The organism is Gordonibacter sp. 28C (assembly GCF_003339845.1).
Classification (GTDB): Bacteria; Actinomycetota; Coriobacteriia; order Coriobacteriales; family Eggerthellaceae; genus Gordonibacter.
Genome location: NZ_PPTR01000008.1, coordinates 1 through 18,284 on the forward strand (window position 1 = coordinate 1; position 18,284 = coordinate 18,284).

Genomic DNA, 18,284 nt, shown 5'->3' on the forward strand with positions numbered 1-18,284 from the left:
CCGATTCCCGACGATCTCGCGAGCAGGGAAAACGCGGATCAAGGCGTCGCCGAGCGTCCTCGCGAGGCCGCGCGGCGACGAACAACCGTCAAAAACGGCCGCGAAAGCCGGAATCCGCTGTCAAACCGGAATCGACACATGCCTGCTCGCCTCTGCGGAGCGCCAGGTCGCCATCAGGCGCCATGCAGGGGCGTGTCGATGGTGGTTTAACAGCGGAGAGCGGGCTTGGTACACGGAAATCACCGATCTCCCCCTGCGAGTGCCGTCGATCTCCGCCTTCCAGCAGCGAGCGCGGTGCTCGACCTGGGGAAACGTCGGCTTAGATTCTGGCCCGCGGGCCTTTCGGGCCGCTCTCGGGTTCTGGGAGGGGGACAACGGTGATTTTCGTGCAGGGTCGGGCACGGGTTTTGGGTTCGCCTGACTGTGCGTGGGCCTGCGCGTCTTCTCTGACATCCGTCTCTGAGATAAAGGCGAGGCAAAGTGACGGGGCCGATGTCTCATTCGCCCTCCCGGTTTTCGCGGCATCCTATGTGTTTCGCAGGGTCCCGCTAACGAAAGGTTTCTTTCGTTAGCGGGGCATTATTGCATGCTAATGAAAGAAATGGGAGGTTTTCTTTCGTTAGCATGCTACATCGAAAGAAAATAGACGATTTCTTTCGTTAGCTGATTCGCTTGCGGCGGCGCGCTCCTACAGCCACTTCTTGCGTTTGAAGATGACCAGTTCCACCGCCACGATGACCACGCAAAGCACGATCATGGCAGGGTAGCCCCATTCCCAATCCAGTCCGGGCATGTTCGCGAAGTTCATGCCGAACCAGCTGGTGATGAGCGTGAGCGGCGCGAAGAGCGTGGTGATGACTGTGAACCATTGCATGGTTTCGTTCTGCTGGATGTCGATCTGCGTCTGGTAGAGCTCGCGCAGCTGCAAACTGTACTCTTTGAGCGTTTGCGAGCGCTTGAGCAGGCGTTCCACGGTTTTCTCCAACGACTGAAACAGACGGCCCTCTTCGTGGCTGAGCAGCTTGTTCTCGTTGTCGCCCAGTGTTCCCGCCATGTCGACGAGCTGCTGGTAGAACGTGTCGATGCGCAGAAGCCTGCGACGGAAGCCCAGCATTTTGCGGTTCGCCACGTTGCCGCAGCGGTCGAGGATCTGCTCTTCCACGTCTTCCATGCGGTCTTCGACGTCGGCGAGAAACACCAGATCGTCCTTCACGAGGAGCCTCATGAACTCGAACAGGCAGTGTGCCACGGTGGGCCGCTTCACCACCTGCTGTTTCGCTATGACGTCGAGCAGCTTGACGCACGTGTCGCGTTCGTCGATGAAGATGAGGTGCCGCTTGTCCAGATAAAAGGCGAAGCAGAGCGGATCGCTGAGCACGTGGTGCTTGTCGGGCACGGCGAAGGATCCGATAAGGCTTTCGGGATACACGTCGAGGTACGTGTTCTCCACGGTGGAAAGGGTGCGTAGGGCGTCTTGCAGCTCGGCATCGCCCAGCCCGAGCGAGGCGAATTCTTGCGAGGAGATCACCTCGACCACCTGTTCGCCCGCCTCGACGGGCTCGTCCAGCGGGACAGCCGTCAAATGCGGGCGAAACAGGTACTTTTCCGCCATGCTCGCTCCCGTCCTTTGCGCTTCGCCTGTCCTTCGATTATAGACGTGCTCCGCAAGCAGGTGTTTTTCCTGCCCTTAACCGCTTGGAAACACGTTCGAAACATGGTGCGGGACGGCGTGTTGCTATAATGGCGGCCATACTTCCAGGAAGCGGCACCGTGCATCGTCCGGTGCTGCTTTCATCTCTCAGACGAGAAGGGCAGGAACGCCGTGTATCCCATAGAACGAGTGGAACCCCTCAATGCGGAAGTGACCCGCATGGTGGTGAGCGCGCCGGAGATCGCGCGCAAGATCAGGCCGGGCCAGTTCATCATGCTGCGCATCGACGAGGTGGGGGAGCGCATCCCGCTGACCATGAACGACTGCGATCCGGAGGCGGGCACCGTCACCATCGTGTTCCAGGCGGTGGGCGCCACCACCATGCGCTTGGCGCAGATGAAGCCGGGCGAGGCGTTGCTGGACTTCGCCGGCCCGCTGGGCAACCCCACCGAGCTGGAAGGGGCCAAGCGCGCATGCGTCATCGGCGGCGGCCTGGGCACGGCCATCGCGTACCCGCAGGCCAAATGGCTGTACGAGCACGGTGTCGAAGTCGACGTCATCACCGGCTTCCGCAACGTGGACCTGGTGCTGCTGGAAGACGAGATCGACGCGTGCTCCACGCGCCAGATCATCATGACCGACGACGGCTCGAACGGCAACAAGGGCCTGGTCACGCAAGCGCTGCAGCAGCGCATCGACGAGGGCGCGGACTACGACCTGGTGCTGGCCGTGGGCCCCGTCATCATGATGAAGTTCGTGGCGGCCACCACGAAGCCCTACGGCATCAAGACGCTCGTGAGCATGAACCCGCTCATGATAGACGGCACCGGCATGTGCGGCGGCTGCCGCGTGAAGGTGGGCGACGAGTACCTGCACGCGTGCGTGGACGGCCCCGACTTCGATGGCCATCTGGTGGACTACGACGACGCCATGCGGCGCGGCGTCATGTACCGCAGCTTCGAGAGCGCGGCGCGCGACGCGGCCGAAGGGCGCGACTGCAACGGCGGGGCGGACGGAACCGCGCCGGCCGACGGCGAGCGGAAGGGGGCGTAGCATGGCGACCAGCTACGAGGTGAACCGGCAAAAGGAAAAGACGCCCATGCCCGAGCTCGACCCGGTCGAGCGCGCGCGGACGTTCGAGGAGGTGGCTCTGGGATATGCGGCCGAGGACGCCGTCAACGAGGCGCGTCGCTGCATCCAGTGCCCGAAGGCACCCTGCGTGCATGGCTGCCCCGTGGGCGTGCCCATCCCCCAGTTCGTCGCGCAAGTGGCCGAGGGCGACTTCGGTGCGGCGTACGCGCTGGTGAAGGAGGCGAACGCGCTGCCCGCCATCTGCGGCCGCGTGTGCCCGCAGGAGTCGCAGTGCGAGGGCGTGTGCACGCGCGGCAAGAACGGCGAGCCGGTTGGCATCGGGCGCCTGGAGCGTTTCGTGGCCGACTGGGCGTTCGCGCATCCTGAAGAGGCCGCAGGGGCCGCGGCGGCGCTCGCGGGCCGTCGCGCCGACGAGGCGTCGGCTGCGGGCGAGACGCCGGCCGAAGCCGTCGCCGCCGACGAGCCCGACGAGATCGTGGTTCCCGACGTCGATTTGTCCGGCAAACGCGTGGCCGTGGTGGGGTCGGGCCCGGCGTCGCTCACGTGCGCGGGCGAGCTGGCGAAGCGCGGCTGCGACGTGACGGTGTTCGAGGCGCTTCACAAAGTGGGCGGCGTGCTGACCTACGGCATCCCCGAGTTCCGCCTGCCGAAGGACCTCGTGGCCCGCGAAGTGGCCGCGCTCGGCGAGAGCGGCGTTTCGTTCGAGGTGAACGCCCTGGTGGGCAAGCTGTACGACATCGACGAGCTTCTGGGCGAGCGCGGCTTCGACGCCGTGTTCGTGGGCACGGGCGCGGGCCTGCCCGGCTACCTGGGCATCGAAGGCGAGGGCCTGAACGGCGTCATGGTGGCCAGCGAGCTTCTGACCCGCGTGAACCTGATGAAAGCCTACCGGTTCCCCGAATACGATACGCCGGTGTACGCGGGCAAGCACTGCGTGGTGGTGGGCGGCGGCAACGTGGCCATGGACGCGGCGCGCACCGCCAAGCGCCTGGGCGCCGACGTGACCGTGGTGTACCGCCGCAGCCGCGACGAGATGCCCGCGCGCGCCGAGGAGATCCACCATGCCGAGCAGGAGGGCGTCAGGTTCCAGATGCTCACGAACCCGGTGCGCATCCTGGGCGACGACAACGGATGGGTGAGCGGCGTCGAGTGCGTGCGCATGGAGCTGGGCGAGCCCGACGCCAGCGGACGCCGGCGCCCCGTCGTCGTGGACGGCAGCGAGTTCGTCATCGACATCGACATGATGGTGATCGCCGTGGGCTCGAAGACGAACCCGCTCATCGCGCAGACCACGCCGGGGCTGGAAACGACGTCGCGCAACCTCATCGTGGCCGACGAGCGCACGTGCGCCACGTCGAAGCCGGGCGTGTTCGCCGGCGGCGACGCCGTCATCGGCGCGGCCACGGTCATTCTGGCGATGGGCGCCGGCAAACGTGCGGCATCGGGTATCGCGGAATACCTGTCGGTGGAATAAGGTCTGCCTGCGAGGCGCGCCGGGCGTTCGCGGGGTTCGGGAATTCGGCGCTCGGGCAGTCCTGGGGTCGCGCAAAAAACAGCCCGCTGGGCTGTTTGGCTCCTGCGGAATCTCGCGGCGAACCCCCGAACCCCGCGAACGCCCGGCGCTAGCCGTACTTGAATTCTCTACCGGCTTCCGATCGGGGGTAGGGCGGCACGTTTCACTTCTTGGAAGAGAGAAGGTGGGCTGTATGGCATTCGATCCTATCGCGTACATCAACGAGCCCCGGTGGCAGGAGTCTCGGCTGGGGCTCGACCGTATCCGCGAGTTGCTCGAGCGGATGGGACGGCCGCAGGATCGATTGAAATTCGTGCATGTGGCGGGCACGAACGGCAAGGGGTCGACGTGCGCGTTCCTCGCGTCCATCCTGCAGGCGGCCGGCTACCGCACGGGGCTTTTCACCAGCCCTTTCATCGAAGCGTTCGAGGAGCGCATCCGCGTGGACGGGTGCAACATCTCGACCGACGAGCTTATGGCCGCGACGCTGGCCGTGCGGGAGCATGCCGAGGCCATGGCGGCGCAAACCGGCGACCATCCCACCGAGTTCGAACTCATGACCGCCGTGGCGTTGGAGCATTTCGCGCGCTGCGCCTGCGACGTCGTCGTGCTGGAGGTGGGGCTGGGCGGGCGCCTGGATTCCACGAACGTCATCGATGCGCCCGAGGCGGCCGTCATCGCGCGCATCGGGCTGGACCACACGGCTTTGCTGGGCAACACGCTCGCCGCCATCGCGGGGGAGAAGGCCGGCATCGTGAAGGACGGCGCGCCCGTGGTGTCTTGGCCGCAGGACCCTCAGGCCATGGCCGTGGTCGAGGAGGCCGTGCAAGCCCACGGCGCGACGCTCGTCGTGCCGGACTTCTCCCAGTTGGAAGTGGACTCGGTGGAGACGGTCGACCGCGCCGGCGAATCCGCCACGCTCGTGCGCCCGTTCTCCTATCGGGGCCGCGCGTATCGCACGCGGCTGCTGGGCAGCTACCAGCCGGCGAACGCGGCGCTCGCCCTCGAGACGGCGGGCGTGCTGCGCGAGCGCGGATGGCGCATTTCCGAAGAGGCCGCGCGGGTCGGGATCGAACGGGCGCAGTGGCCCGGGAGGTTCGAGATCGTCGATGCCGGGGAGGGCCGTCCCACCGTCGTGGTGGACGGCGGGCATAACCCGCAGGGGGCCCGCGCGCTCGCGGACTCGCTCGACGACGTGTTCCCCGGCGTGAAGCCGGTGTTCATCGTGGGCGTGCTGGAGGACAAGGACTATCCGGCCATGCTCGAGGCCATCCTGCCGCACGGCAGCGGCTTCGTCGCCGTGGAGCCGGACAATCCGCGCGCGCTGTCGGCCGACAGGCTGGCGCGGGCGGTTCGCTGGACGGGGCAGGACATGATGGGCTGCTCGGCGCACATGCGCCCCCGCATCGCCCGCGACATGGCCGACGCCGTGGCGACCGCCCGGGAACTCGCCGGACCCGACGGGCTCGTGTGCGCCTTCGGCAGCCTGTACTCGGTGGCCGCGCTCAAGGCCGCGCTGTAGGAGGCTCGTGATAAAAGCCGCCGAGCCCGTGCCCTTGGCGACCGCCTCGTAGAGCAAGGGCGGATCCCTTGCCCTACGCAATCAATGAAGCGGCGCTTTTGGCGCAGCGCCTTTTCGCCGCCGTTGCCGGCGTGCTACGATGGCGGGGCTACAGGGAGTCGATGTAGGAGACGAGGTCGCCCACGGTGTTCAGGCCCTCGGGCTCGCCGAAGTCCACTTCGCAGGCCTCTTCGAGGTCGCAGATGAGCTCCACCATGTCGAGCGAGTCGATGCCGAGGGATTCGAACGTGGCCGCCTCGGTGACGGTGGCGGGATCGATGTCGAGATTCTCCTGCAGGATGTTCGTGATGGTGTCGATGGTGGCCATGGGCCTTCCTTTCTTCGGAAAACGTCGGCATCCATGGTAGCAGACGCGGGGGCGGGGCGCAGCCCCCGCAAAAGAAACGCGAGGCGCTCGGCGCGGGCGACGAGGAGGCGGTATGTGCGGACGGTTCACGATGATTCCGCGCGAGGTGGTGGAGCGCATCGTGCGCGAGGTGGAGGCCGGTCTGCCCATCGGCGAGGTGGCGGTGCCGGCGCAGCCCGAAAAGCCCGCTTCGCTGTTCCAGGCGAGCCTGTTCGACGCGCGGGAATGCGGATCGTCTCTCGCGCCCGCTCCGCACCCCGCTGCGGGCGTCGACGCGTTCCCCGGATCCCGCGTGTCCGTGGTGGTGCCCGGCGGCGAGCCGGGGCATCTTGCCGTTGTCGATTTGAACTGGGGGTACCCGGTTGCCTGGTCGAAGCGCCCGGTATTCAACACGCGCGTCGACACCGCCACCGGCCCGCGCGGCGACATGTGGCGCGAGTCGCTTGCGCATCGTCGCTGCGCAGTTCCGACGCTGGGCTTCTACGAGCCCCACAGGACCGTCCGCGCCGTAAGCCCCAAAACGGGCCGCGAGATAAAGGTCCAGTGCGCGTTCACCCTGCCGGAGGGCCCGGTCACGTTCCTCGGCGGCATCTACGAGGACGACCACTTCTCGATCATGACCTGCGATCCGAACCGCTGGGTGGTCGACGTGCACGACCGCATGCCCCTCGTGCTGCGTCCCGCGGAACTGGGTGCTTGGCTGGGGCCTTGCTACGCGGAGATGTTCGACCGTCGCGACGTGGAGCTCGCCTGTCGCCTGACGTGAAGCGTGAAGCGCGAAACAGGGAAGCGGCCCCGAGAGGCCGCTTCCTGGAACGTGCGGGTTTTTGCGGGGCGCTTACTCTTCGCGCTGCTTGAGCAGGCCGTAGCCGCCGTCGTCGCGGCGGTACAGCACGTTCACCATGCTGGTGTCGCGATCGGTGTAGGCGAAGAAGTCGTGGCCCAGGAGGTCGATCTTCACCAGGGCCTCTTCCTCGGTCAGGGGCTCGAACTCGATCTCCTTCACGCGCACGACCTCGTCGTCGGCCGTGAGCTCCTCCATGAGCTGGTCCAGGTCCTTGGCCGGCACGGGCTCCGTGCGAATGGTCTCGTCCACGGCGCGCAGCTTGCGGTCGATGACCTTCGTCTTGTACTTGCGCAGCTGGCGCACCACCTTGGCGGCGGCCACGTCGATGGCGGCGTACATGTCCTCTTCGCATTCCTCCACGCGGATGATGTGGCCCTTCGTGCGCAACGTTACCTCGCAGCAGGCGGGGCGGGGGTTCGCGGGGTTCTTCTCAACGTACAGAACGACCTCGGCAACCAGCGGGTCGATGTCCATGACCTTCATGGAGTTGCCGATCTTCTCCTCGGCGTATTGACGCAGTGCATCGGTTACGGGCATTTTGCGTCCGGCTACGGTAATGCTCATAGCACTCACCTCTTACCTCGTGGCGAATAAAAAACAGCCTGGCTTTAGAATCCCGTACCTGGTCATGCGGGCGGAAACCGATATGCCGCTCATGCAAGACCCAAGCCGACTCCTAACGCCTAAGCTGATGGGTACAGCATAGCGCAAAACGCCCCGTTTCGGCAGGGTATTTTCAAGGCGTTGGGAAAACGCCGCCCAGAGGAAGGGCTGGACGGGACCCCGACGAGAGGGGGATGCGACATGTTGTGAAATCGGGTTGTAGACAGGTAACGATTGGTCGGACGACGAGGGGGTATAGGGGATAATACGACTCTCAAGCATCTAAGACAGATAGGGCGACCATGTCATCCACACCGGCCAAAGAGCAAAAGCTGTTCATCAACGAGGTGCAGGGCCACCAGGCCCGGTACCGCAAGCTCATCCAGTTCACGCACTCCTCGACGAAGGCCGCAGGCGCCATGCTCGTGGCGGCCGTCGTGGCGCTCATCGTGGCGAACACGGGGGCGTACGAGGCGTTTTTGGAGTTCTGGCACACGGAGGTGGGCGTGTTCTTCGGCGACGGGTTCGCCGGCATGTCGCTCGGGCACGTCATCAACGACATCTTCATGGCCATCTTCTTCCTGCTGGTGGGCCTGGAAGTGAAGTACGAGCTCACGGTGGGCGAGCTCACGAACATCCGCCAAGCGCTGCTGCCCATCGTGGCGGCTGTGGGCGGCGTGCTGGCGCCCATCGGCATCTACCTGGTGTTCAACGCCGCGAACCCGGAGACGGCGCACGGTTGGGGCGTGCCCACGGCCACCGACATCGCGTTCGCCCTGGGTATCTTGGCGCTGCTGGGCAACCGCGTGCCCAACGGCGTGCGCGTGTTCCTGAGCACGCTCGCCGTGGCCGACGACATCATCGCCATCCTGGTCATCGCCATCTTCTACGGGCACAGCCCGTCGGTGCCGTGGCTGGCCGCCGCGGCCGTGGTGTTGCTCGTTCTCGTGCTCATGAACCGCAACCACATCTACTCGCTCATCCCGTATCTGCTGGTGGGAGCCGTGCTGTGGTACTGCGTGTACATGTCGGGCGTGCACGCCACCATTGCCGGCGTGCTGCTGGCGTTCACCATCCCATCGGGATCGCGCGTGAACATCAAGAGCTTCCTCACCTGGTCGGGCGACAAGGTGCGCGAGGCGCGCGCCGCATTCGAGCCGGAAATGCCCGTCATCGCGCAGGGCAACTACATCGAGACGGTGCAGGACCTGAGCCGCGTGGCGCGCCAGGTGGTGCCGCCGGCCACGCGCCTGGAGCACCGCCTGTACCCGTGGGTGTACTTCGGCATTCTGCCGCTGTTCGCGCTCACGAACGCCGACGTGAGCTTCTTGGGCGCTGACGTGGGCGCCATGCTTTCCAGCCCGGTGCTCTACGGCGTGCTGCTGGGCCTTTTGGTGGGCAAGCCGCTGGGCATCGTGCTGTTCAGCTTCGCCGTGGTGAAGACGAAGCTGGCATCGCTGCCCGAGAACGTGAACTGGGGCCATATGCTGGGCGCGAGCATCCTGGGCGGCGTGGGCTTCACCATGGCCATCTTCGTGGCGAACCTGGCGTTCCCCGACGAGGGCCTGGTCGCAACGGCGAAGCTGGGCATTCTGGCGGCGTCGCTCCTGGCCGGCGTGCTGGGCTTCCTGCTGCTGTTCTTGCAGGCGAAGGCCGCGCACAAGCGCGGTGTGGCGTACCTGTCGGCCAGCGGCGACGACATCGCGCGCCAGACGGCGGGCGACGAGGCGGCGCGGGAGTCCGAGGAGCTGTTGCGCGGCATAGAAGACCCGGTCGTCAAGGAGGAGCTCGAAGCTGCGAAGAAGCGCGGCGGCGTGTTCGAGATCGCCGTGGACCTGGGTCCCACCGGCCTTCTGGGCGGCGGATCGATAGGGGACGTGCGCGAGGCCGTGCGCAACGAGGTGGTGCGCGTCCTGCGCGAAGAGGGCAACGAAGAGCTTCTTGAAAAGGTGCAGGAGGACTTCGCCGGGGACTCCGACCGCACGCCGCTTGCGAGCGTGGAGGAAACGCTGCTGCGCGAGCGCGGGGAGGACGCGCTTAAAGACGCGCTCGCGCGCGAGGACGAGGACGTCACGGGTATGAGCGGCGAGGATAAGAAGTAGCTGCGTGCACGGCGGATGACGGCCTCGGGCAGGCGAGTTTCCGCACTGTCCGAGGCTGTTGGCGAAGAGCTTGATTCGCCGACCGCGCTTCACGCGGCCCCGCGTCGCGTCCGCATGGCTTCTGCGTGAGATTCGACCGCGGTTCGCAAGGCGTGCGCTATACTTCATGATCGGAAATCGTCGAGCGATCGAAGGGGAACCATGGAAGCTGCCGCCATCGTCCTTGCCGCGGGTGCCGGAACCCGCATGAAGTCGAAGAAGCCCAAAGTGGTGCACGAGGTGCTGGGCAAGCCGCTCGTACGCTGGGTGGTGGACGCGGCGCATGCCGCCGGCATCGAGCGCATCGCGACCGTCGTGGGGCACGAGCGCGAACAGGTGGAGCCGCTCGTGGAGGCCGACACCGACGTGGTGGTGCAGCCCGAGCGGCGCGGCACGGCCGACGCCGTGGCCGTGTGCGCGGACACGCTGGCCGACTTCGACGGCTCGCTCGTGGTGCTGTCGGGCGACTGCCCGCTCATCACGCCCGACACCGTCCGCCGCTTGGTGGACATGCGCGAGCAGGCCGACGCGGCCGTGGTCGTGCTCACCATGGAGTTGGAGAACCCTTACGGTTACGGGCGCATCGTGCGCGACCGGGTGGGTGCTGTGGAGCGCATCGTCGAGCAGAAGGACGCCAACAGCGCCGAGGCATCCATCTGCGAGTGCAACTCCGGCTTCTACTGCTTCGACGCCCGCGCGCTGTTCGACGCGCTGGGGCAGGTGGACGACGACAACGCCCAAGGCGAGTTCTACCTCACCGACGTGCTGGCCATCTGTCGCGCGGCCGGTCGCCCCGTGCTGGCGCTGCCCACCGACGACCCCACGGAGTGCCTGGGCGTGAACTCGCGCATGCAGCTGGCCGAGGCCACGAAGTTCGCGCAGCGCCGCATCAACCGGGCGCACATGGCCGCCGGCGTGACCATGACCGATCCCGACCAGGTGTGGATCGGCCCCGACGTGGTGCTCGAGCAGGATGTGGAGCTGCTGCCGCAGACGTTCCTCATGGGCTCGACGCGCGTGGGCGAGGACAGCGTGGTGGGCCCGAACTCGCGTTTGACCGACACCGTGGTGGGGCGCGGCTGCACGGTGGACGAGACCGTGGCCGTGGAGGCGCAAATAGACGACGGGGCCACGGCCGGCCCGCGCGCCTACCTGCGTCCCGCCGCGCACCTGTGCGAGGGTGCGAAGGCCGGCACGCATGTGGAGATCAAGAAGTCCACGGTGGGCAAGGGCTCGAAGGTGCCGCACCTCTCCTACATCGGCGACGCGACCATCGGCGAGGACGTGAACATAGGCGCCGGCTCCATCACCTGCAACTACGACGGCAAGAAGAAGCATCCCACCACCATCGGCGACGGCGCGTTCGTGGGCAGCGACACCATGATGGTGGCTCCGGTGAACATAGGCGCGGGCGCTATCATCGGCGCGGGATCGTGCATCGCGAAGGACGTGGCGCCCGACGCGCTGGCCCTCACGCGCCCCGAGCAGTGCGAGATTCCCGGCTGGGCCGCCAAGAAGCGCGAACAGCAGGGACGGTTGTCCTAATTGGGGACAGTCCCCAATTAGGACATTTCGAGGATGGCGAGGGGGCAGGCGGGAAAAAGACAGGTCGGGTGCGGCCGGGGCCGCGCCCTGCGAGAAGGGGCAAGGGCCATGAAGCGAGACTATCCGCATCTGTGCGAACCGCTGACGGTGGGAAGGGTGACGCTGCGCAACCGCATGTGCTCGGCGCCCCTGGGGGCCACCGACATCACGGCCGAGGGCAGCCCCGGCCCGCGCACGCAGGGCTTCTACGAGCTGCGCGCGAAGGGCGGCGCGGCGGTGGTCACCGTGAGCGAGCTGGTGGTGCATCCCGAGACGGACGGGTCGCAGATGCTGCGCCTGAGCCTGAAGACCCCGGGCCAGCTGGCGGCGTTCTCCTTCCTGGCCGACGCCATCAAACGCCACGGATCGGTGCCCAGCATCGAACTGTCCCACTCGGGCCAGTACGCGGGCACGTACATGGTGGACAAGAAGGGCAAGCAAGGGCTCTGCCAATACGGCCCGAGCGACGCGGTGCGCCCCGACGGCCTGCCCGTCAAGGCCCTCTCGCAGGAGCAGATAGCCGATATCGTGGCGGCCTACGCGCAGGCGGCGGCGCTTGCGAAGCGGGCCGGCTTCGAGATGGTCATGGTGCACGCCGGCCACGGTTGGCTCGTCAACCAGTTCCTCTCGCCCTACTTCAACAAGCGCGACGACGAGTACGGCGGCCCGCTCGAGAACCGCGTGCGGTTCGCGCGCGAGGTGCTGACGGCCGTGCGCGAGGCCGTGGGCCCGGGTTTCCCCATCGAGCTGCGCATGAGCGGCGCCGAGCTGTTCGACGGCGGTTACGACGTGGACGAGGGCGGCCGCATCGCACACGCGCTCGAGGACCTGGTGGACATAATCCACGTTTCGGCGGGCTCGTACCAGTTCGGGTTCTCCGTCACGCACCCTTCCATGTTCCGCGAGCACGGCTGCAACGTCTACCTGGCCGAGCAGATCAAGAAGCACGTGGGCGTGCCGGTGGCGACGATCGGCGGCCTTTCCGACCCGCGGCAGATGGAGGACATCCTGGCTTCGGGCAAGGCCGACCTGGTGGTGATGGGCCGCGCGCTGCTGGCCGACCCCGACATCCCCAACAAGGTGATGGCGAACCGCGGCCAGGACGTGGTCAAGTGCCTGCGCTGCTTCGTGTGCATGGCGGAGCGCGCGGTCACGCAGACGCGCCGATGCGCCATAAACCCCCGCATCGGCCGCGAGATCGAGGGCATGGACGTCGTCCCCGCGGCGAAGCCCAAAAACGTGCTCGTGGTGGGCGGCGGCATCGCGGGCATGACGGCCGCGGCGACGGCCGCCGAGCGCGGGCACAACGTGGTGCTGTGCGAGAAGGAGGCCGAGTTGGGCGGCATCCTGCGCACCGAGCAGGCGCTGCCGTTCAAGCGCGATATGTACGAGCTGGGGCGGAGCTACGCCCGGCGTTGCGAGCAACTGGGCGTCGAGGTGCGCTTGAACACGCCCGTCGACGCGGCGCTGGCCGACGAGATCGGCGCCGACGCGGCCATCGTGGCCGTAGGGTCGGAGCCCCTCGCCCTGCCCATGCCCTGCGAGGACGGCGCGCGCGTGCTTTCCATCGACGACCTCTACCTGGACGGTGCGGAGGCGGGCGACGAGGTCGTCGTCATCGGCGGCGGCCTGACGGGCAGCGAATGCGCGCTGCTCATGAGCCAGCGGGGGAAGAAGGTGCACGTCGTGGAGATGCGCGACGGTTTGGCCGTGGACGCGAACGTGCGGCACCGTCCCATCCTGCTCGCCGAGGTGGAAGGCGCTGGCATCGACGTCGTGCTGAACGCCCGCGGCAAGGAGGTGCGCCGCGACGGCGTGATGGTGACCTTGGCGGACGGGTCGGAGCAGCTGGTTCCCGGCGACACGGTGGTGTGCGCCATCGGCCAGCGCTCGCGCAGCGCCGCGGTCGACGCGCTGCGCGACTGCGCGCCGTCCGTGCGCGTCGTGGGCGACGCGCGGCGCCCCGCGAACATCTGCACCGCCGTGTACGAGGCGTACCACGCGGCTTTGGACGTGTAGCAACGAGCGGCCGCGCCGAAGCCGTTCCCAATGCGAAGGCGCTTCCGCCGCCGTTTCTTTGCGCGGTCGCATGCGGTCAATATGCGAAGAAGGCTCGGATTTACCCGTGCGGCCCGTCGGCCTACGGATACAATAGGAACGACCGCGCACGCGGTGTGGGGTGCGTAGATGGAAGCGACGTTGAAGGAGCGCGCATGACGATGACGGAAGTGCAGAAGAGCATGGCCTTGTTCTCGGGGTCGGTCAACCCCGAGCTTGCCGACGAGATCGCGAGGGATCTGAACGCGTCGCTCGGCAACGTCAAGCTCGAGAAGTTCGCCAACGGCGAGATATACGCGCGCTACCAGGAGAGCGTTCGCGGCGCCGACGTGTTCCTCATCCAGTCGGTGTGCGCGGGCGAGGGTTACGACGTGAACGACGCGCTCATGGAGCTGCTCATCATGGTGGATGCCGCCAAACGCGCCTCGGCCCGGTCCGTGTCGGCGGTGGTCGCCCATTACGGCTATGCGCGCCAGGACCGCAAGGCCGCCCCGCGCGAGCCCATCACCGCCAAGCTCGTGGCCGACCTCTTGGCGGCGGCGGGTGTGGACAACGTCATCACCATCGACCTGCACCAGGACGCCATCCAGGGTTTCTTCGACCTGCCGGTGAACCACATGACGGCCATGCCCATCTTCGTGGACTACTTCAAGAGCAAGGGCTTCGACAACGAGAAGCTGTGCGTCGTGTCGCCCGACGTGGGCCGCGCCAAGGCGGCGAAGAAGTTCTCCACCATGCTGGACTGCGACATCGCCATCATGCACAAGGATCGCCCGAAGCACAACCAGGCCGAGATCACGGCGCTTATCGGCGAGGTCACGGGCAAGGTGTGCATCCTGAACGACGACATGATCGACACGGCCGGCTCGCTGGTGGCGGCCGCGTCCACGCTCAAGGCCAAGGGCGCCGCGGAAGTGTACGCTTGTGCCACGCACGGCCTGTTCAGCGGCCCGGCGTACGAGCGCATCGCGAACTCGTGCATCGAGGAGGTCGTGGTCACGAACACCGTGCCCGTGCCGCTGGAGCGCCAGACCGGCAAGGTGAAGGTGCTGTCCGTGGGCCCGCTGTTCGCCAAGACCATCACCAACGTGTACGACAACGGTTCCGTGGCCAGTCTGTTCGAGTAGGCAAGCTCTGCCGGCGCTTTCCTGGTCGCCGCTTTTGCCCCGCGGGTTGGCTTCGCGTTGCGGGTTGACGCCGTGCTGCAGGTTGACGTAGGGGCGCTCTCCAGAGCGCCCGTTCCGGCGAAGCCGGAAAACCAACCGGAACCCGCGTTCTCGCGCTGCGCGCGAGCGGGCGCTCTGAGAGCGCCCCTGCGGACAACCGGTTCCGGCCGACTTCGCCGGGTAGGTTCTCAGCCTTTGACCTGCGGGCTGGCGTGACGGTGCTCTTGGCGCGGTCTCCGCACGGGTGCTGTCATCGATTTTCGTTCGAAGGAAGCAACGTATGTTTTTGATCGTGGGCCTGGGGAATCCGGGCGAGGAGTACGAGCACACCCGGCACAACGCCGGGTTCGACGCGGTGGACGCCATCGCCGGCGAGGTGGGCGCGCGCTACTGGAAGACGGAGTGCGGCTCGCTCACGGCTAAGGGGGCGTACCGCGACTTCGACCTGGTGCTGGCGAAGCCCCAAAGCTACATGAACACTTCGGGCGGCCCGGTGAAGCAGCTCATGAACGCCTACGGCGTGGACCCGGAGCACCTCATCGTCATCCACGACGAGCTGGACATCGACCCCGGCACCGTACGCGTGAAGTTCGGCGGCGGGCACGCGGGCCACAACGGCCTGCGTTCCATCTGCGACAAGCTGGGCACGCGCGACTGGAACCGCGTGCGCGTGGGCATCGGCCGCCCGCCGGGACGCATGCCGGTGGTGGACTGGGTTCTTTCCCTGCCGAAGAAAGAAGCAGCCGACGACTTCGCCTACGCCGTCGACCGCGGCGCGCAGGCCGCGCTGTCGCTGGTGACGGCGGGCCTGGAAAAGACGCAGCAAGCGTTCAATTGAGAGGCGCGCCCGTGGCGGCGTTGGCTGGCTCGGGGCCCCTTCGGCACAGTAATCGCCGATTCCCTGCGCTTGAAGCCGCTTTCGGGGCCCTTCGGCGCGTAATCGCTTGTTTGCCAAATGCGTTTGCGCAGGTCGTGGAAATCCAAGGAGAACAAAGTTTCGACAACAAGGTTTGGCGCTGCAGAGTATCGGTGATTATTGTGCCAATGAAGCGCCGATGGGAAAAATCCAGCGACCGTGGCAGCAAGGCTCGCTGCCCTTGAGGCTATGCCTCGAGAGAGGGGCGCGTTAGCTTTCGTCCTTCCGCACGATCCTGATGCGGGGATTTCGCTCGAGCAGCTCTTCGTAGAGTAGCTCCTTGTTTGCCACGGCAACAACCTCGTCGAACAGTCTGCCGTGGATGCGCACGGGGTCGGGGGCGGTGGGCTTCCATACGTAGCCGGCGGACGCCGGGATCTTCTCCGACACGCTCAAGATGCCGATGCAGTCGATGCTTGCCCGATGGACTCCCAAAACTATGGACAGGCGGTGATCGTCGAGTTGGACGTAGTGGCTGAAGAACATAGGCACGGCAAGAATGTTGGCGATCCCCAAAGCCAGCATGCAGAAAGCCATGAGCGCCACCACGCCCACCTGTTCGGAGCCAAGGCCGTTCGCGAGGGAGGGATCGAGCAAAGCGCTTGCAGCCATGGCGACGATCAGCGCGTCTGCGAAGACCACCAACACGGCAAGCGACCAGTGCACCCTGATGGGAATCCTCAGAACCGGGTTGCCCGCGGAATCTGCGGGTGCTGTTTTTCCTGATGGATTTGGTTGCTTTTCGGTCATGCTGCCCCAGCTTCCCCGCGAGATGATACCGCCCTCACCGCATCAGCCCCCACTCTACGAGGACGAAGATCGACAGGAACAGCAGCAGGATGCCGACGGCGCGCGCTTGGCGCTTGTCGTCTCCCATACGGAGTTCCAACTCGCTCGGATCAGGCCGAAAGTTGAGCAAACTCTTCCCCGTGACGATCATGTAGGCGGAAAAGCCCCACATGGCAAGCAAGGCAAGGCCGCACGTAACGTCGGCGATCAGCCGTCCGATGTTGTCGGGAGCGGAGAACCCCGCCAGCCCGAACGCACCGGCGACGTACGCGCCCTGCGCCACGGCCATGATCGCGAGCACGACGGCAACCTTATTTAGTAATACTAAGTATATCATCGAAAAGCCGCTTGCAACAGGGGTTATCGTGCAAACGCCGAACTTCGGCTTGTCGTTGCTTCGCCTTCCGGCGGCCAATAAACGCCGGTTGTCATTCGGATGGTGCCCACGCGCGGCGATTTTCCCTTTATACTGAGGATTTGCGTGACAAGGGCGCGCGCGGACGAAGGGGGCATGGTGCGAGAGTTGATCAAGGGCGAGCGGGCGCGCGTGTACGCGCTGTTCGTCATCGTGATGCTGGCTTCCGCCTTCGGCAACCTCTCGCAAACGGCCGTCAACGCCATGATGCCCGAGATCATGGGGGAGTTCGACCTCGACGTGAGCCTGGGGCAGTGGCTCACCACCAGCTACATGCTGGTGTTGGGCATAGCGGTTCCAGCCGCCACGTACCTCTCGAAGCGGTTCTCCGTGCGCCAACATGTTTTCATCGCCTTGGCGTTTTTCCTGGTGGGCGCTTTGGCCGACTGTCTGGCCTCGAACTTCGCCGTGCTGCTGACCGGCCGCATCTGCCAAGCCGTCTCCACGGGGCTTTTGCTGCCGCTCATGCAGACCATCGCCATGACGCGCTTCCCCGAAGGGCGCCGGGCCACCGCCATGGGCGTGGCCGGCATCGCCATGGGCTTTGCGCCGAACATCGGGCCCACCATCGGCGGCGCCATGAGCTTCTCGCTCGGTTGGCGCAGCTTCTTCGTTCTGTTGCTGGTTGCGGTGGCGTTGCTGGCCGCAGCCACGGCGCTGCTTGTGCGGGGCGGCGCGGGAGACCGCTCCGAGCGGTTCGACACGCTGTCGTTCACGATGTCGGCGCTGGGATTCGGCGGCTTGCTGCTGGGGTTCTCGGAGGCGAGCAGCTTCTCGATAACCAGCCCGTTCGTATGGGGCCCGCTCGTCGCCGGTGCGGCGTTCCTCGTGTTGTTCGTGCGGCGGCAGAAGCGTGTCGACGACCCGCTTATAGACATGGGTATCTTCGCCTCGAAGCAGTACACCGTCGGATTCGTGGTGCTGTGCCTGCTGCACGCCTCGTTCATGGGCGTGACGCTTATCATCCCGCTGTACGTCGAGGGGCTGTGCGGGGGCACGGCGCTCGACGCGGGCATCGTGCTTCTGCCCGGCACCATCGCCGCGCTGTTCCTGAACCCGCTGGCCGGCGTGCTCACCGACCGGTTCGGCATCCGTCCGGTCACGCTCGCGTCGGGCTTGCTGCTCGCCGTAGGCTCGGTGCTCATGGTGTTCATCGACGAGGGGACCCCGCTCGCCGTGACCACGCTCTGCCAAGCCGTGCGGGCGTTCGGCGTGTCGGGCCTCATGGGGCCGCTCATCTCGTGGAGCCTGGCGGGCCTTCCGGGGCGCATCGTCGCGGACGGCAGCTCGTTCTCCATCGCAGGGCGCCAGGCGTGCGCGTCGCTCGGCACGTCGTCGATGGTGCTGCTCATGGCCGTTGCGGGAACCTCGTCGGCGATCGCGTCCTCTCCGGCACTGCCGTACCAGATGGCCTTCGCCTTCTCGGCCGCGTTCGCCGTGGCCACCTTCGCCTTCATCGTGGCGAAGGTGCGCTAGCGACGTTCCTCGAATCCGCGTTTCGACACGCTCGACGTTTATCTTTCCAATATATGTTGACAGCATAGATGTTCTAGGAGTATATATGTTGTTATCATATAGGTG

General features: G+C 66.2%; 16 protein-coding genes. 11 read left to right on the top strand and 5 right to left on the bottom strand.

Annotated features, from left to right (window positions below; translation table 11 throughout):
* A partial coding sequence (locus C1878_RS16765; protein WP_206749706.1) for a hypothetical protein occupies positions 1 to 210 on the top strand: 210 nt, incomplete at its 5' end.
* 478 nt (positions 211 to 688) lie between these two features.
* On the opposite strand, the gene C1878_RS10590 is transcribed toward C1878_RS16765, so the two are convergent.
* The gene (locus C1878_RS10590; protein ID WP_114601598.1) at positions 689 to 1,612 is read right to left on the bottom strand and encodes a CorA family divalent cation transporter; all 924 of its coding nucleotides are present in this window, start codon (positions 1,610 to 1,612) and stop codon (positions 689 to 691) included.
* 210 nt (positions 1,613 to 1,822) lie between these two features.
* On the opposite strand from C1878_RS10590, the gene C1878_RS10595 reads away from it, so the two are divergent.
* The 3 genes from C1878_RS10595 (at position 1,823) to C1878_RS10605 (ending at position 5,778) form a co-directional block, all read left to right on the top strand.
* Positions 1,823 to 2,704, top strand: a complete 882-nt coding sequence (locus C1878_RS10595; protein WP_114601599.1) for a sulfide/dihydroorotate dehydrogenase-like FAD/NAD-binding protein — start codon at positions 1,823 to 1,825, stop codon at positions 2,702 to 2,704.
* A 1-nt stretch (position 2,705) separates the two neighbouring features.
* Positions 2,706 to 4,217 (top strand): NADPH-dependent glutamate synthase, encoded by a 1,512-nt coding sequence (gltA, locus tag C1878_RS10600; RefSeq protein WP_114601600.1) that lies wholly within the window; start codon positions 2,706 to 2,708, stop codon positions 4,215 to 4,217.
* A 232-nt stretch (positions 4,218 to 4,449) separates the two neighbouring features.
* The gene (locus tag C1878_RS10605) at positions 4,450 to 5,778 is read left to right on the top strand and encodes a folylpolyglutamate synthase/dihydrofolate synthase family protein (RefSeq protein WP_114601601.1); all 1,329 of its coding nucleotides are present in this window, start codon (positions 4,450 to 4,452) and stop codon (positions 5,776 to 5,778) included.
* A 148-nt stretch (positions 5,779 to 5,926) separates the two neighbouring features.
* On the opposite strand, the gene C1878_RS10610 is transcribed toward C1878_RS10605, so the two are convergent.
* A complete protein-coding gene (locus C1878_RS10610; RefSeq protein ID WP_114601602.1) occupies positions 5,927 to 6,145 on the bottom strand; it encodes an acyl carrier protein in 219 nt (72 codons plus the stop codon).
* Between the two features lie 112 nt (positions 6,146 to 6,257).
* Between C1878_RS10610 and C1878_RS10615 the strand changes: the two genes are divergently transcribed.
* Positions 6,258 to 6,950 carry an SOS response-associated peptidase family protein gene (locus C1878_RS10615; RefSeq protein ID WP_114601603.1) on the top strand — a complete coding sequence of 231 codons (693 nt, stop codon included), beginning with the start codon at positions 6,258 to 6,260 and terminating at the stop codon, positions 6,948 to 6,950.
* 72 nt (positions 6,951 to 7,022) lie between these two features.
* Here the strand turns inward: C1878_RS10615 and hpf are convergent, their stop codons facing one another.
* Positions 7,023 to 7,595, bottom strand: coding sequence for a ribosome hibernation-promoting factor, HPF/YfiA family (gene hpf, locus C1878_RS10620; protein ID WP_114601604.1), 573 nt, complete (start codon positions 7,593 to 7,595; stop codon positions 7,023 to 7,025).
* A 341-nt stretch (positions 7,596 to 7,936) separates the two neighbouring features.
* Between hpf and nhaA the strand changes: the two genes are divergently transcribed.
* The 5 genes from nhaA (at position 7,937) to pth (ending at position 15,421) form a co-directional block, all read left to right on the top strand.
* Positions 7,937 to 9,736 carry a Na+/H+ antiporter NhaA gene (gene nhaA, locus C1878_RS10625; RefSeq protein ID WP_114601605.1) on the top strand — a complete coding sequence of 600 codons (1,800 nt, stop codon included), beginning with the start codon at positions 7,937 to 7,939 and terminating at the stop codon, positions 9,734 to 9,736.
* Positions 9,737 to 9,937: 201 nt separating this feature from the next.
* Positions 9,938 to 11,320, top strand: coding sequence for a bifunctional UDP-N-acetylglucosamine diphosphorylase/glucosamine-1-phosphate N-acetyltransferase GlmU (gene glmU, locus C1878_RS10630; protein ID WP_114601606.1), 1,383 nt, complete (start codon positions 9,938 to 9,940; stop codon positions 11,318 to 11,320).
* 108 nt (positions 11,321 to 11,428) lie between these two features.
* Positions 11,429 to 13,378 carry an NAD(P)/FAD-dependent oxidoreductase gene (locus C1878_RS10635; RefSeq protein ID WP_114601607.1) on the top strand — a complete coding sequence of 650 codons (1,950 nt, stop codon included), beginning with the start codon at positions 11,429 to 11,431 and terminating at the stop codon, positions 13,376 to 13,378.
* 200 nt (positions 13,379 to 13,578) lie between these two features.
* Entirely contained in the window at positions 13,579 to 14,544 is a 966-nt protein-coding gene (locus tag C1878_RS10640) for a ribose-phosphate pyrophosphokinase (RefSeq protein WP_114601742.1), read from the top strand.
* A 319-nt stretch (positions 14,545 to 14,863) separates the two neighbouring features.
* The gene (gene pth, locus C1878_RS10645) at positions 14,864 to 15,421 is read left to right on the top strand and encodes an aminoacyl-tRNA hydrolase (RefSeq protein WP_114601608.1); all 558 of its coding nucleotides are present in this window, start codon (positions 14,864 to 14,866) and stop codon (positions 15,419 to 15,421) included.
* A 288-nt stretch (positions 15,422 to 15,709) separates the two neighbouring features.
* On the opposite strand, the gene C1878_RS10650 is transcribed toward pth, so the two are convergent.
* Both C1878_RS10650 and C1878_RS10655 read right to left on the bottom strand, forming a co-directional pair.
* Positions 15,710 to 16,249, bottom strand: coding sequence for a hypothetical protein (locus C1878_RS10650; RefSeq protein WP_147272933.1), 540 nt, complete (start codon positions 16,247 to 16,249; stop codon positions 15,710 to 15,712).
* Between the two features lie 34 nt (positions 16,250 to 16,283).
* On the bottom strand, positions 16,284 to 16,589 hold the full coding sequence (locus C1878_RS10655; RefSeq protein WP_147272934.1) for a hypothetical protein: 306 nt from the start codon (positions 16,587 to 16,589) through the stop codon (positions 16,284 to 16,286).
* A 210-nt stretch (positions 16,590 to 16,799) separates the two neighbouring features.
* On the opposite strand from C1878_RS10655, the gene C1878_RS10660 reads away from it, so the two are divergent.
* A complete protein-coding gene (locus C1878_RS10660) occupies positions 16,800 to 18,179 on the top strand; it encodes a DHA2 family efflux MFS transporter permease subunit (RefSeq protein ID WP_114601611.1) in 1,380 nt (459 codons plus the stop codon).
* Positions 18,180 to 18,284 lie beyond the last annotated feature (105 nt).